13 protein-coding genes and 1 riboswitch are annotated in these 14,253 nt (G+C 72.5%); of the genes, 10 read left to right on the plus strand and 3 right to left on the minus strand.

Annotated features, from left to right (window positions below):
- Positions 1-11: 11 nt before the first annotated feature.
- A complete protein-coding gene (locus tag IEZ03_RS31730) occupies positions 12-2,336 on the minus strand; it encodes a ribonucleoside-diphosphate reductase subunit alpha (protein ID WP_184889814.1) in 2,325 nt (774 codons plus the stop codon).
- Positions 2,337-2,440: 104 nt separating this feature from the next.
- Positions 2,441-2,657: riboswitch (cobalamin riboswitch) on the minus strand.
- Between the two features lie 107 nt (positions 2,658-2,764).
- Between IEZ03_RS31730 and IEZ03_RS31735 the strand changes: the two genes are divergently transcribed.
- The 4 genes from IEZ03_RS31735 (at position 2,765) to IEZ03_RS31750 (ending at position 5,581) form a co-directional block, all read left to right on the plus strand.
- Positions 2,765-3,400: a hypothetical protein gene (locus tag IEZ03_RS31735; RefSeq protein ID WP_184889816.1), complete on the plus strand. Its 636-nt coding sequence runs from the start codon at positions 2,765-2,767 to the stop codon at positions 3,398-3,400.
- A 74-nt stretch (positions 3,401-3,474) separates the two neighbouring features.
- The gene (locus IEZ03_RS31740) at positions 3,475-4,185 is read left to right on the plus strand and encodes a YcnI family copper-binding membrane protein (RefSeq protein WP_184889818.1); all 711 of its coding nucleotides are present in this window, start codon (positions 3,475-3,477) and stop codon (positions 4,183-4,185) included.
- On the plus strand, positions 4,182-4,739 hold the full coding sequence (locus IEZ03_RS31745; RefSeq protein WP_184889820.1) for a copper resistance CopC family protein: 558 nt from the start codon (positions 4,182-4,184) through the stop codon (positions 4,737-4,739). The genes IEZ03_RS31740 and IEZ03_RS31745 overlap by 4 nt, the downstream gene beginning before the upstream one ends.
- 71 nt (positions 4,740-4,810) lie before the next feature.
- The gene (locus tag IEZ03_RS31750) at positions 4,811-5,581 is read left to right on the plus strand and encodes a group II truncated hemoglobin (protein WP_184889822.1); all 771 of its coding nucleotides are present in this window, start codon (positions 4,811-4,813) and stop codon (positions 5,579-5,581) included.
- Between the two features lie 70 nt (positions 5,582-5,651).
- Here the strand turns inward: IEZ03_RS31750 and IEZ03_RS31755 are convergent, their stop codons facing one another.
- Positions 5,652-6,173, minus strand: a complete 522-nt coding sequence (locus tag IEZ03_RS31755; protein WP_184889824.1) for a helix-turn-helix domain-containing protein — start codon at positions 6,171-6,173, stop codon at positions 5,652-5,654.
- A 55-nt stretch (positions 6,174-6,228) separates the two neighbouring features.
- On the opposite strand from IEZ03_RS31755, the gene IEZ03_RS31760 reads away from it, so the two are divergent.
- From IEZ03_RS31760 to IEZ03_RS31775, 4 genes are all read left to right on the plus strand, one after another.
- The gene (locus IEZ03_RS31760; protein WP_184889826.1) at positions 6,229-7,956 is read left to right on the plus strand and encodes an AMP-binding protein; all 1,728 of its coding nucleotides are present in this window, start codon (positions 6,229-6,231) and stop codon (positions 7,954-7,956) included.
- The gene (locus IEZ03_RS31765; protein ID WP_184889829.1) at positions 7,953-9,596 is read left to right on the plus strand and encodes an AMP-binding protein; all 1,644 of its coding nucleotides are present in this window, start codon (positions 7,953-7,955) and stop codon (positions 9,594-9,596) included. The genes IEZ03_RS31760 and IEZ03_RS31765 overlap by 4 nt, the downstream gene beginning before the upstream one ends.
- Before the next feature lie 63 nt (positions 9,597-9,659).
- Complete coding sequence (locus tag IEZ03_RS31770) at positions 9,660-10,541, plus strand: helix-turn-helix transcriptional regulator (protein ID WP_184889831.1); 882 nt, start codon at positions 9,660-9,662, stop codon at positions 10,539-10,541.
- 311 nt (positions 10,542-10,852) lie between these two features.
- The gene (locus tag IEZ03_RS31775) at positions 10,853-11,497 is read left to right on the plus strand and encodes a TetR/AcrR family transcriptional regulator (protein WP_184889833.1); all 645 of its coding nucleotides are present in this window, start codon (positions 10,853-10,855) and stop codon (positions 11,495-11,497) included.
- Here the strand turns inward: IEZ03_RS31775 and IEZ03_RS31780 are convergent.
- Positions 11,476-12,732 carry an alanine racemase gene (locus IEZ03_RS31780; protein WP_229808701.1) on the minus strand — a complete coding sequence of 419 codons (1,257 nt, stop codon included), beginning with the start codon at positions 12,730-12,732 and terminating at the stop codon, positions 11,476-11,478. The two genes, IEZ03_RS31775 and IEZ03_RS31780, sit on opposite strands and share 22 nt — an antisense overlap.
- Before the next feature lie 129 nt (positions 12,733-12,861).
- On the opposite strand from IEZ03_RS31780, the gene IEZ03_RS31785 reads away from it, so the two are divergent.
- Both IEZ03_RS31785 and IEZ03_RS31790 read left to right on the plus strand, forming a co-directional pair.
- Positions 12,862-13,647, plus strand: a complete 786-nt coding sequence (locus IEZ03_RS31785) for a polysaccharide deacetylase family protein (protein ID WP_184889835.1) — start codon at positions 12,862-12,864, stop codon at positions 13,645-13,647.
- Positions 13,648-13,758: 111 nt separating this feature from the next.
- Entirely contained in the window at positions 13,759-14,133 is a 375-nt protein-coding gene (locus IEZ03_RS31790; RefSeq protein WP_184889837.1) for a hypothetical protein, read from the plus strand.
- Positions 14,134-14,253: the final 120 nt, after the last annotated feature.

Here is a 14,253-nt window from a genome sequence, read left to right on the forward strand (position 1 = left end):
CGTTCGCACGCTCACTGGCACGCCTCGCAGGTCTCGGGGTTCTCCAGGGAGCAGGCGGCCGTCTCGGCGGCGACCGTCGTCTGCGCGATCCGGGTGGCCGGGCGGGAGCGCAGGTAGTAGGTCGTCTTCAGGCCGCTCCGCCAGGCGTAGGCGTACATCGAGGAGAGCTTCCCGATGGTCGGCGTCTCCATGAAGAGGTTCAGCGAGTGCGACTGGTCGATGTACGGGGTGCGGGCGGCGGCGAGGTCGATCAGCGCCTTCTGCGGCAGTTCCCAGGCCGTCCGGTAGAGGGTCCGCATCTCCTCCGGGAGGTCCACGAGGCCCTGGACGGACCCGTTCGCCTTCTTGATCGCCTCGCGGACGGCCGGCGTCCACCGGCCGAGCGACTTGAGGTCGTCGACCAGGTAGCCGTTGATCTGCAGGAACTCGCCGGAGAGCGTCTCCCGCTTGAACAGGTTGGACACCTGCGGCTCGATGCACTCGTAGCAGCCCGCGATGGACGCGATCGTGGCCGTCGGCGCGATGGCGATGAGCAGCGAGTTGCGGAGCCCGACCTCGGCGATCCGCTCGCGGAGCCTCTCCCACTCGGCGGGGTGGACGGGCTTCGCGTCCGGGAAATGGTCCAGGTGGAGCCGGCCGCGCGCCGTGCGCGTCTTGGCGTAGGCGGGCAGCGGGCCGTTCGCCGCGGCCAGGTCGGCGGACGCGGCGTAGGCCGCCAGCGCGATCTCCTCGGAGATGCGGGTCGACAGGTCCCGGGCCTCCGGTGAGTCGAAGGGGAGGCGGAGGGTGAAGAACACGTCGGCCAGGCCCATCACGCCGAGGCCGATGGGCCGCCACCTGCTGTTCGCCGCCTCCGCCTCGGGCGTCGGGTAGAAGCAGCGGTCGATCGTGCGGTCCAGGAACCGGACGGCGGTGCGGACGGTGGCGCGGAGCCGGTCCCAGTCCATCCCGGACGGCGCGACATGCGCGGCGAGGTTCACCGACCCGAGGTTGCAGACGGCCGCCTCGCCGTCACCGGTCACCTCCAGGATCTCCGTGCACAGGTTCGACAGGTGGACCACCCTCGCGTCGGGGGGTGTGGGGGGGCGTCCCCCCACAGGAGGCACGTCCGGTTCGGCGGTCTGGTTGCAGGCGCGGTTGGCGGCGTCCTTGAACGTCATCCACCCGTTGCCGGTCTCCGCCAAAGTGCGCATCATCCGCCCGTACAGCCTGCGGGCCGGGAGCTGCCGGACGTACCGGCCCTCCTTCTCGGCCTCGCGGTACGCGCGGTCGAACGCGTCGCCCCACAGGTCCGCCAGCTCGGGGACCTCCTTCGGGTCGAACAGCGACCACGTCGCGTCCTGCTCGACGCGGCGCATGAACTCGTCCGGGATCCAGTTCGCGAGGTTGAGGTTGTGGGTGCGGCGCGCGTCCTCGCCGGTGTTGTCGCGCAGTTCGAGGAACTCCTCGACGTCGGCGTGCCACGGCTCCAGGTACACGCACGCGGCCCCCTTGCGGCGCCCGCCCTGGTTGACGGCGGCGACGGACGCGTCGAGCGTGCGCAGCCACGGGACGATCCCGTTGGAGTGCCCGTTGGTGCCGCGGATCAGCGAGCCCCGCGACCGCACCTTCGTCCACGAGATCCCGATGCCGCCCGCGTACTTGCTGAGCCGCGCCACCTGCGCGTACCGCTCGTAGATCGACTCCAGCTCGTCGCGCGGCGAGTCGAGGAGGAAGCAGGACGACAGCTGGGGACGGCGCGCGGCCGAGTTGAACAGCGTCGGCGAGCTGGGCAGGTACGACAGCGTGCTGAGCAGCCCGTACAGCTCTGCCGCCTCGTCGTACGTGTCGGAGAGACCGCATGCCACCCGCAGCAGGAAGTGCTGCGGGCGCTCCAGGACGAGCCGCGTCCGCGGATGCCTCAGCAGGTACCGGTCGTAGAGGGTGCGGAGGCCGAAGTACTCGAAGCGGTCGTCGGCCGTCTCGTCGATGAGCGCGTCGAGCGCGGGCGCGTGGGCGGCGACGAACGCGGCGGGCGCGTCCGCCAGCAGGCCCTCGCGGTGCGCGGCGGCGACCGACCCGGCGAACGTCCGGACGCCCGCGGCCGCGGCCTCCTCCCGGATGCGGGTGCCGAGGAGCCGCGCGGCGACCCGGGAGTACCCGGGTTCGGCGGGGACCAGGGCGCCCGCCTCGCCGATCGCGAGGTCCCGCAGCGCCGCCGCGTCCGCGCCGCCGCCGGCCCGGACGGCGGCCAGCACCCGTTCCGCGTCGGCACCGGGTACCGCCTCGCAGGCGGCCTCGACCTCGGCGGCGATCTCCGCGAACGCCGTGGGCGGCGCGGCCAGATCCTGTGTCACGTGCTCTTCTCCCCTCGCAGACCGCCTCACGGAGGCATGCGAACGGGACGCGAGCCGCCCCGCCGGGGCGCACCGCGCTCCGTCCCGAGCCCACCCGCGAGGCCTGGACGAACAACGTGCGGGCAGGTCTTCGGACTCGCGGGCGCCGCCTCTTCCGAGGCGTCCTACTGGCCGTCGCTTCCCAGGCCGTGCGGCCCAGTGCTCGATGACGGCGGTCGTTCCCGCTCACCGCTGCGGGGCAGTCCCGGATTCGCACCGGGTTCCCTCTCACGTCGCCCCCGCCGCGGACGGCGGGGGCGAACCAGCACGGGATTGAACCCTACATCTAGTCGGCGATCTTTGTGCAACCCCAAGATGTTGGGCGCGTCCGAAAGATATGGAAGGGTCGGCTGCGCAGGTGGCGACCCCGGTGGGAGGATGGGGACGCCATGTCCCCGCTTGCCCCCAACCCGGTGTTCCGGCCCGCTCGCGCGGTGGTGTTCGCCACCGTGTGCGTCACCCTGGCCGTCACCGGGCACGTGCTGGCCGCGGGGACGGTTCCGGCCTGGTCGGCGGCGGCGGGCTTCCTCCTCGTCCTCGGCGTGACCCTGGTGCTGGCGGGCCACGAGCGCTCGCTGGCGACGATCCTGGGCGGGCTCCTCGGCGGGCAGTTCGCGCTGCACACCCTGTTCACGGCGGCGTCCGGCCCCGTCCACCACCAGGTGGCCCACGGCACGGACGGCATGGTCCCGGTCGCCCACGGCGCGGACGTCCTGGTCCCGGTCGCGCACGGCGCGGACGGCCCGGCGATGACGCTCGCGCACACCGTGGCCGCCATGGTCGCGGCGTGGTGGCTGCGGCGCGGCGAGCGGGCCGCGTGGTCGCTGGCCCGGCGCGTCGCCGCCGCGGCGGACCGCCCGATCCGGCTGCTGATCGCCCTCTGCACCATTGAACCGGCGGCGCCGCCGCGGCGTACTCCGTCGACACCGGCGGCCGCCGCCGTCACGGCCACCGGCCGGGTGCTGCGGCACCAGGTCGTCCGGCGGGGTCCCCCGGCCCGTTCGAGGGCGCTCGCGCACAGCTGAGCGCCGTACGTCACCGGGACGCCGCAGCACGGCGCTCCCGTGTCTCCCCCGTACGACTCGAACGGAGATCCGTCATGTCCTTCATTCCGCATGCCCGCCGCGCGGGCGCGGTGGCCTCCCTCGCCGCCATATCGGTCACGGGTCTGGCCACGGCCGCGTCCGCGCACGTCACCGCCAACCCGAAGACCGCCGAGCAGGGCTCGTACGCCAAGGTCGCGTTCCGCGTGCCGAACGAGCGGGACAACGCGTCCACCACGAAGGTCGTGGTGCACCTCCCGGCCGAGCACCCGCTGTCGTCGGTGTCGGTCCGGCCCGTCCCCGGCTGGAAGGTGAAGGTGGAGAAGGCCAAGCTGCCCGAGCCCGTCAAGGCGCACGGCGGCGAGCTGACCGAGGCCGTCAGCAAGATCACCTGGTCGGGCGGGGAGATCGCGCCCGGCGAGTTCCAGGAGTTCGACGTCTCCATGGGCCGGCTGCCCACCGACACCGACCTGATGGTGTTCAAGGCGGACCAGACGTACTCGAACGGCGAGGTCGTCAAGTGGGCGGAGGAGCCGCCGGCGGAGGGCGCGGAAGAGCCCGAGCACCCCGCGCCGGTTCTTAGGCTGCTCCCGGAGGGCGGCACGGAGACCGCGGGGCTGACCGCCCAGGCGAAGCCGGCCGAGCCCCCGGCGGCGTCCGCCGACGACGGGACGGCCCGCCTGCTCGGCGGCATCGGCATCGCCATCGGGGTGATCGGCATCGGAGTCGGCGGAGCCGGCATGGCACGGACGAGGAGCAAGGCATGATCCGCATGGTGAGGGTGGCCGCGACGATGGCGCTGACCGTCGCACTGGCGGTGCTGTTCGCGGCCCCGGCATCGGCGCACGACACCCTGACCGGGTCGAACCCGAAGAAGGACGCGACCGTCGAGGCGCCGCCGGAGATCGAACTGACGTTCTCGGCGCCGGTGCGGCTGCCGCGCGTCGTCGTCACCGACGCGTCCGAGAAGCAGTTCCAGACGGGAGTGCCCGAGGCGGTCGACAACAAGGTCACGGTGCCGCTCAACGGGACCATGCCCGACGGCAAGTACACGGTCGCGTGGCGCGTCGTGTCGTCGGACGGACACCCCATCCAGGGCACCTACAAGTTCACCGTGGAGGGCTCGCCCGCCGAGTCCGCCGCCCCGTCCAGCGCCGCGGCCGAGCCCGCGGCGCCGGAGCCGACCGCGACGAACGCCGCGTCCTCCGACGAATCAGGCGGCTCGTCGGGCTGGCTGTGGATCGGCCTGATCGCCCTCGCCATCGCGGGGGCGGCCGGCGCGGTCGCCTGGTTCCGCCGCTCCACGGCGTCCGAGCACTGATCGATTCGGCTACCGGTCGGGTGATTACATCATTACAGTGATTACCCGACCGGTTGCACCCTGGGGGCCGAATGATCGTCGAGTACATCCGCTACCGCATCGGCCCGCAGGCCGCCGAGGAGTTCGAGGCCGCCTACACGCGGGCGTCCGCCGCGCTCGCCGCCGCGCCCCAGTGCGTGGACTACGAGCTGTCCCGGTGCGTCGAGGAGCCCGGCGTCTACGTCCTGCGCATCGGCTGGACTTCCGCCGAGGACCACATGAAGGGCTTCCGGGGCGGCGAGCACTTCCCCGCGTTCTTCGCCGAGATCAAGCCGTACGTCCAGGCCATCGAGGAGATGCGGCACTACGAGCGGACGTCCGTGCGCGGCACCGGTTCGTCCGTCCCGACGATGTACGAGTGGGCGGGCGGCGGCGAGGCGCTCGAACGCCTCACCGAGGTCTTCTACACGAACGTCCTCAAGGACGACCTGCTCAGGCCGCTGTTCGAGCACATGGCACCCGACCACCCGAAGTGGGTCGCGATCTGGCTGGGCGAGGTGTTCCGCGGCCCCGAGCGCTACAGCCGCGAGCGCGGCGGATACCACCACATGGTGCGGCAGCACCTCGGCAAGGCCATCACCGAACCGCAGCGGCGCCGCTGGGTCTCCCTGCTGATGGACGCCGCGGACGAGACCGGCCTCCCCGCCGACCCCGAGTTCCGCGCCGCGTTCACGTCCTACATCGAGTGGGGCACCCGCATCGCCCTCGCCAACTCCCAGCCGGACTCGAAGCCGCCCCTTGAGGCCCCGATGCCCCACTGGGACTGGGGCGTAGCCCCGCCCTACATCCCCACCAACCCCTGACCAGGCCCCAGCGCCATCACGCGAGCCCCCGGCCATCTCGTGGCCGGGGGCTCGCAGGGAAGAAGAGTCGTCAGTACCGGTCGCCCGCGCCGGACTTGATGTCGATTATCGACCGGGCGTACTGGTCGCTCCGAAAGAGCCCGTTAACGAGCAAAGCGGAGAAGACACGGACCGAGGACGCCTTCTTCTCGCGTTCGGCGTACTCAGTGAAGCCTGGTGGAAGGAAAGTCTGAAGCTCCACGTCGTTGATCAGCTTCCACATGCGGTGGAAGCAGCCGTCCGTCTTGAAGTAGGTGTCGAGATCGAGGGCGCTCTGTTCGGAGACCTTGCGGCCGCTCTCCATGGTGCTGATCCACTGCGGCGTGCAGCCGAGCGCGTCCGCCAGTTCCTTCCCTGTGAGTCCGGCCTGCTCGCGCTTGCGGCGGAGTTCGGCACCGAAGAAGGCGCAAAGTGCTGTCCTCGGCGAGAAAGGCTGTTCCGCGGGCACAGCCTGAACGGGCCGACCTACCCGCCGCGGGTGGAAGCTCAACGAAGCTTCGGCCGACCTTAAAGAAACGCGCCGATACCCCCGTTCGGGGGTGGCGTAGGTCACGCGGTGTGGCGACGATCCTTTGTACCGGGTGTCCGTGCGGCTTCGAGGAGAGACCATGCCCGCTGTCGAGTTCCGCGCGGCGCGCGACTTCCTGCTCGCGCATCGCGACGACTACGCGACCGCGTACGAGAAGTTCCGCTGGCCGGTGCTGACCGGCTTCAACTGGGCGCTGGACTGGTTCGACAAGGTCGCGGAGAGCAACGACTCGCCCGCGCTGTGGATCGTCGAGGAGGACGGCTCCGAGGCCAGGTACACGTTCTCGGAGCTGTCGCGGCGGTCGAACCAGGCGGCGAACCTGCTGCGCCGGACGGGGGTGCGGCGCGGCGACCGGATCATCCTGATGCTCGGCAACCAGGTCGAGTTGTGGGAGACCGTGCTGGCCGCGATGAAGATCGGCGCGATCCTCATCCCGTGCACGCCGCTGCTCGGCACCGCGGACCTGCAGGACCGGCTGACCCGCGGCGACGCCCGGCACGTGGTCGTCGCGTCCGGCGACACCGGCAAGTTCGACGGGGTCCAGGGCGAGTACACGAGGATCGCCGTGGGCGACCCGGTGGACGGGTGGGTGCGCTACGCCGACGCGTACGGGGAGGCGGAGTCGTTCACGCCCTTCGGCCTCACCATGTCGCAGGACACGCTGCTGCTGTACTTCACGTCCGGGACGACGGCGAAGCCGAAGCTCGTCGAGCACACGCACGCGACCTACCCGGCCGGGCACCTGTCCACGATGTACTGGATCGGGCTGCGGCCCGGGGACGTCCACCTGAACATCTCGTCGCCCGGGTGGGCCAAGCACGCGTGGAGCAACATCTTCGCGCCGTGGAACGCCGAGGCGTGCGTGTTCATCTTCAACTACACGCGGTTCGACGCCGACCGGCTGCTCGACACGATCGACCGCTGCGGCATCACGAGCTTCTGCGCGCCGCCGACGGTGTGGCGGATGCTGATCCAGGCCGACCTGGGCCGGCTCGCCACGCCGCCCCGGGAGGTGGTGGCGGCCGGCGAGCCGCTCAACCCCGAGGTGATCGAGCGGGTCCGGGACGCGTGGGGCAAGACGATCCGCGACGGCTTCGGGCAGACCGAGACGACCGTGCAGATCGCCAACACCCCCGGCCAGCCCGTCAAGCCGGGATCGATGGGACGCGCCGCGCCCGGCTACCGGGTGGCGCTGATCGACCCGCTGACCGGGCGGCCCGGGGACGAGGGCGAGATCTGCCTGGAGCTGGAGGACCGCCCGCTCGGGCTGATGGTCGGCTACCACGGCGACGAGGCGCGCACCGAGGAGGCCATGGCGGGCGGCTACTACCACACCGGCGACATCGGCTCCCGCGACGAGGACGGGTACATCACCTACGTCGGGCGGGCCGACGACGTGTTCAAGGCGTCCGACTACAAGATCTCGCCGTTCGAGCTGGAGAGCGTGCTGATCGAGCACGAGGCGGTGGCGGAGGCCGCGGTGGTGCCGTCGCCCGACCCGGTCAGGGCGGCCGTGCCGAAGGCGTACGTGACGCTCGCGGCCGGCTGGGAGCCGGACGCCGCGACCGCGAAGGCGATCTTCGAGCACAGCCGGGCGCAGCTGTCGCCGTACAAGCGGATCCGGCGGCTGGAGTTCGCCGAGCTGCCGAAGACGATCTCCGGCAAGATCCGCCGCGTGGAGCTGCGGACCAGCGAGTTCGACAAGCACCCCGGTTCGGACGCCGGTGGGGGGACGACCCCCCACACCCCCCGGAACGACATCGGTGATCGCCCGGAGAACGAGTACCGGGAGGAGGACCTGCGATGACGCCGTCCTACGCGTCCGGCGTCTCGGCCGCCCCGCTGCTGGGCGACACGATCGGCGCGAACCTCGACCGGACGGTCGCCGCGTTCCCCGAACGCGACGCGCTCGTCGAGAGGGCCACGGGCCGCCGCTGGACCTACGAGCGGTTCGCCGACGACGTGGCCGCCGTCGCGCTCGGCCTGCGCGGCCTCGGCGTCGGCAAGGGAGACCGCGTCGGGATCTGGGCGCCGAACTGCGCCGAGTGGATGCTGGTGCAGTACGCCACCGCCAAGCTCGGCGCGATCCTCGTCAACATCAACCCCGCGTACCGCGTCCACGAGCTGGAGTTCGTCCTCAACCAGGCGGGCATCCGGACGCTGGTGGCGGCGAAGGCGTTCAAGACGTCGGACTACGCGGCGATGATCGAAGAAGTCCGGCCGAAGTGTCCGGCACTCCAGGACGTCGTGCTGATCGGCGGCCCGGAGTGGGACGCGCTCGTGGACCAGGGCCGGGCGGACGATCCGTCCGCCCTCACCGAGATCGGCCTGACGCTCAGCGCCGACGACCCGATCAACATCCAGTACACGTCCGGGACGACGGGCTTCCCCAAGGGCGCGACGCTGTCGCACCACAACATCCTCAACAACGGCTACTTCGTCGGCGAGCTCTGCGGCTACGACGAAGAGGACCGCGTGTGCGTCCCCGTCCCCTTCTACCACTGCTTCGGCATGGTCATGGGGAACCTGGCGGCCACCAGCCACGGCGCGTGCGTCGTGATCCCCGCGCCGGCGTTCGACCCGCAGGCGACGCTGGCGGCGGTCGCGGCCGAACGGTGCACGTCGCTGTACGGGGTGCCGACGATGTTCATCGCGGTCCTGGCCGAGCCGTCGCCGGCCGAGCTGGACCTGTCCGCCCTGCGCACCGGCATCATGGCCGGGTCGCCGTGCCCGGTCGAGGTGATGAAGCAGGTCATCGAGCGGCTCGGGATGGCCGAGGTCGGGATCTGCTACGGCATGACGGAGACGTCGCCGGTGTCGACGCAGACCCGCGCGGGCGACTCCCTCGACCGGCGCGTGTCGACGGTCGGGACCGTGCACCCGCACCTGGAGATCAAGGTCATCGACCCGGCGACCGGGGTCACCGTCCCGCGCGGCGAGCCGGGCGAGTTCTGCACGCGCGGCTACTCGGTGATGCTCGGCTACTGGGAGGAACCGGACCGGACGGCGGAGGCGATCGACGCGGCCCGCTGGATGCACACCGGGGACCTCGCGGTGATGGACGACGACGGCTACGTCACCATCACCGGCCGCATCAAGGACATGGTCATCCGGGGCGGCGAGAACATCTACCCGCGCGAGATCGAGGAGTTCCTCTACACCCATCCCGACATCGTGGACGCGCAGGTCATCGGCGTCCCCGACGAGAAGTACGGCGAGGAGCTCATGGCGTGGGTGCGGCTGCGCGAGGGCGCGCCGGGCCTCACCGCCGGGGAGCTGCGCGCGTTCTGCGAGGGCAGGCTCGCCCACTTCAAGATCCCCCGCTACGTGCACGTCGTGGACGAGTTCCCCATGACGGTCACCGGCAAGGTCCGCAAGGTGCAGATGCGCGACGAGGCCGCCGCCATCCTGGGCCTGGCGGAGCGGCCGGAGACCGGCCGCCCCTGACAAGGGCGGAATTCCGGGCTCGGGCCCTTTCGTGCCGGGTCCCGGGCGGGGCATCCTCGGACCATGGGTGCGCCTACTCCGAGGGGCCGTCCCCCCAACGTGCCGCGCGACGACGCGGGTTCCGTCCGGTCGGCGGTGCTGGCGCTGCAGCGCACGACCGGCCTCCCCATGGTGTTCGGCGGCGCCGTGCTCGGGGGCGCCGTTCCCGGCGGCGGGCAGGACCGGCTGCGCATCACGGAGCTGGTCGGCAACACCACCGACTCGCTGAGCGGCCTCGTCGTGCACAGCGGCAGCGGCCTCGGCGGCAAGGCGATGGCGATGGGGCGCCCCGTCTGGGTGAGCAACTACCCGTGCTCGGCGTCGATCAGCCACGACTACGACAAGCCCGTCGGCCGGGAGGGGCTGCTGTCGATCGTCGCGGTGCCGGTCGTCGTCCGGCGGCGGGTCCGCGGCGTCCTCTACGGGGCGCTGCGCGAGCCCCTGTCGCTCGCCGACCGCGTCGTGGGCGCCGCCGTCGACGCCGCCCGCGACCTCGAACAGGACCTCGCCGTCCGGGACCGGGCGGACGAGGCCCTCGCCCGCGCCCGGCCGGGCACGTCCACGGCCCGGTGGGAGGAGGTCAGGGCCGTCCACGCGGAGCTGCGCGCGCTGGCGGAGGAGGTCGCGGACGCGCCGACGCGCGACCGGCTGCGCGAGGCGTCGCTGCGCCTGGCCGCCGCCGGGCTGGACGAGCCGGACGCCTCCCCGCGCCCCGCGCTGTCGCCCCGCGAGCTGGACGTCCTGTCGTACGTCGCGATCGGCTGCACCAACGCGGAGACCGCCGGCCGCCTCGGCCTGCTCCCGGAGACGGTGAAGAGCTACCTGCGCTCGGCGATGCGCAAGCTGGACAGCCACACCCGCCTGGAAGCGGTCACGACGGCCCGCCGGGCGGGCCTCCTGCCTTGAGCAGGGAGGGCCTATAGGAACCGCGGGGCCGCGCGGATCTTCCTGTGGTGACCATGGCCGGCGACGGGGTCAGCGTGGCGTTCGGTGGGACGGTGTCCAGCACAGATCGGCCCCCGTGGCGCACTGCCTGGACGGATCGGTCACCAAGCGCCGGCTGCGCCGGGCCGTGGTCGCACGGGCGTCCCGGCTCTTTCCGGCCTGGGACGTCCGGCCCTCGATTTCGCACTGGAAACCGTAACACCCCTGCGAACAGAGTTGTTCGTGGTAAATGATTTCCTCGCGTCGCCCGCGCCCGTTGGTAGCTTGTCGGCGTGGACTCCGACGGCTTCACCTCGCTGCCGCGCGGGCGCCATAAGCTCACCCGCGAGCAGGTCGCGGCATCGCAGCGCGAGCGCCTGCTCCAGGGCATGACGCAGGCGGTCGGGGAGAAGGGGTACGCCCGGACCTCCGTCGCCGACGTGCTGAAGCGGGCGCGCGTGTCCCGCGAGACGTTCTACGAGAACTTCACCGACAAGCAGGCGTGCTTCCTCGCGGCCTACGAGGCCTCGGCGGAGCGGTACCTGCGGGTCGTCAACGACGCGCTCGCCGCCCACGACGCGCCGGTGATGGCCCGGCTGGAGGGCGCGCTGCGCGACTACCTGCGGGAACTGGCCGGCGACGCGGGCGCGGCCCGCACGTTCCTGCTGGAGATCTACGCGGTGGGCCCGGCGGCGACGGCGCTGCGGTACCGGGTGCAGGACGGCTTCATCGAGGTCATCGACGGGCTGCTGGCGGAGGACGAGCGGTTCCGCGCGCTGCCCGATCCCGCGTTCGCGGTCCGGATGCTCGTCGGCGGGATCGCGTCGCTGGTGACCGGGCAGGTCGCGATGGGCCAGCACGCCTCGCTCCCCCGGCTCTGCGGGCCGATCGTGGCGCACGTGAAGTCGCTGCTCGGTCAGAACCACGTCCGGACGTAGTCCACGACGGCGGGGCGTTCGGCGCCGGCGTCGTCCAGGACGGGGATCAGCGTCCATTTGTCGAGCGCCGTGCACGGGTGCGAGAGGCCGAGCCGGACCACGTCGCCGACCTCGGCCGAGCCGTCCACCATGTAGGCGTGCTGGTCGTTGAGCGCGGTGATCCGGGCGCCTTCCACGGGCCCCGCGCCCCTCCCCCGGACGAACTGCGGCTCGGGCAGGCCCGCGTCGAACGGCAGGTCGCGGCGGCCCGCGTCCAGGATCGCGAGCGCCGGCTCCGGGCGGGACGCGACCCGCGCCCACGCGTGCATCGCCGACCGCAGCCGCGACCCGGCGCCGCCCGTGCCCCGCGCGAACGGCGAGATGCCCCGGTAGAAGCCGTCGTCGTGGACGATGTACGCGCCCGACCGCAGCACGACCCGGCCCGCGAGCCCGCCGAGGACCTCCGCGACCTGGTCGAAGAACGAGCTGCCGCCCGCCGACACGACCGGCTCGGCGACCTCGTAGTCCAGCCCGCCGTGCAGGTTCGCGAGCCGCCGCAGGTAGGCGTGCACGGTGCGGCGCCCCTCGTCGGACGCGTCGCGCGCGAGGGCGCCCTCGTATCCGGCGATCCCGGCGAGCCGGAGGGTCGGGGCGCGGCGGACGGCGTCGGCGACCCGCCGCGCGTCGCCGTCGTCGCGGACGCCCGTACGCCCGTTCGGGCCGCCGAGCTCGACGCACACGTCGACCTGGCGCTGCCCGCGGGAGAGCCGGAGCGCCTCGTCCATCAGCTCGACCCCGCGCACGGAGTCGACCCAGCACAGGAACTCGAACCCGGGGTTCAGCTCCAGCTCGGCCGCCAGCCAGGCGAGCCCGGCGGGGTCGAGGAAGGTGTTGGCGAGCACGACGCGGCGGACGCCGAACGCGCGGGCGACGCGGAGTTGCGGCAGGTTCGCGATCGTGATGCCCCAGGCGCCGGCGTCCAGCTGCGCCCGCCACAGCGCCGGGGCCATCGTGGTCTTGCCGTGCGGGGCGAGGTCGAGCCCGGCCGCCGCGGCCCACTCCGCCATGACCCGGACGTTGTGCGCGAGGGCGCCCGCGTCCAGGGTGAGCAGCGGCGTCCCGAAGTCGTCCAGCGGCAGCCGCGCGCGGCGGGCCTCGGCGACCGTCATGCCGTGCGCCGACACCGGGATCGCCTTGAACCGCCAGTCGAGCCGCTCCTCGCCGAGCGCGTCCACCGCCGTGCCGTCGATACCCACTCATGACCTCCCGCAAGGTCCGCCGGATCGAGATCCCATAGCAACCTTCTACCCGCCTAAAACCCCGATAGCGTTGGGCATGTGGAGGTTGATGTGGCAGGTGGGACATCCCGCCGCAAAGCTCTCTGGATGCTGGGTGCGTGCGCCGGCCTCACCGCCCTCGGAGCGGACGCCGCCCGCCCGCGCGGCGGATCCGAGGCCGCGGCGGCGCAGACCACCGCCCGCGCGCGGCCGGCGGCGACGCCGTCCCCGACTCCGACGCCGAAACCGACCCCCCGTCCCGCCGCGTGGACGCAGGGGAAGCTGACCGCGACGGAGAAGCCCGTCAAGGAGCTGTCGCAGCTGGCTCCGCCGCCGCCGCCGAAGTCGATCGCGCTGACCCTCGACGACGGCCCGCACCCGAAGTGGACGCCGCGGATCCTCGACCTGCTGGCCGAGGAGCAGGTCCACGCGACGTTCTTCATCGTCGGCGCGCAGGTGAAGGAGCATCCGAAGCTGGCCCGCCGCATCGCCGACGCCGGGCACCAGATCTGCAACCACACCGAGACGCACCCGATGTCGATCGCGAGCCTGTCCGGGAAGCGGGTCCGCAAGGAGATCGGCGACGCGCACGACCGGATCGCCGACGCCACCGGAGTCGTCCCGCAGTTCTTCCGGTCGCCGGGCGGCGCCTGGTCGAAGACCGTCCTGGAAGTGACCGCCGAGAAGGGCATGCTGCCGATCGACTGGGCCGTCGACCCGCGCGACTGGGCGCGGCCGGGCGCCGGGCGCATCCGCAAGGCGCTGCTCAAGGGCAAGGACGGCGAGATACTCCTGTGCCACGACGGCGGCGGCGACCGCTCCCAGACGCTGAAGGCGCTGCAAGACGTCATCCCGAAGCTGAAGAAGCGCGGCCTGACGTTCGTGGCCCTCTGACGCCGCTACTCCCGGGGGCGTAGCGGCGGAGCCCTCCGGCGGATGACGACTCGGCCCGGACCCGCACCGGACGATCCCGGTATCGATCCTCCGGAGCCAAGGAGTGCAGTCATGCGCAGGAACCCCCTCAACACGCCCACCCTGATCACGGTCACCGGGCTCGTCACCGGGGCCGTCGGCCTGCTGATCCAGAAGGTCGCCGGGGTGGACATGCCGCCCGTGCCGCCCGGCCTGGTCATCCTGCTGGTCGTCGCCGCGCTGATCGTCATGACGCGGTGGCGCTGGGTGCTGGTGCTCGCCGTCCTGGGCGGGCTGGCGGAGCTGCCCGGCGCGGTGGGCAGCGCGCTCGACGCCGACGCGTTCGGCGAGATCGCCGGGGCGGCGGTCCGGACGGGCGGCGCCGCCGTGGCCCTGGTCGCGGGCATCGTGGCGCTGGTGACGGCCGTTCGCAGCCGCGGCCGCGAAGCGGAGCCGGCGGCGCGATGACCCCGGCCCGCGGCCCCATCGGCCCGCCCGTCCCGGCCTCGCGGCCGCGGACGGGCGGGCCGCGTCGTCGCAGGCCCTGGTGCACCTAACTACACCCCCGCTTCGGGTTGGGGGCACACT

It is taken from the genome of Actinomadura livida, from assembly GCF_014648675.1.
In the GTDB taxonomy this organism is placed as follows: Bacteria; Actinomycetota; Actinomycetes; order Streptosporangiales; family Streptosporangiaceae; genus Spirillospora; species Spirillospora livida.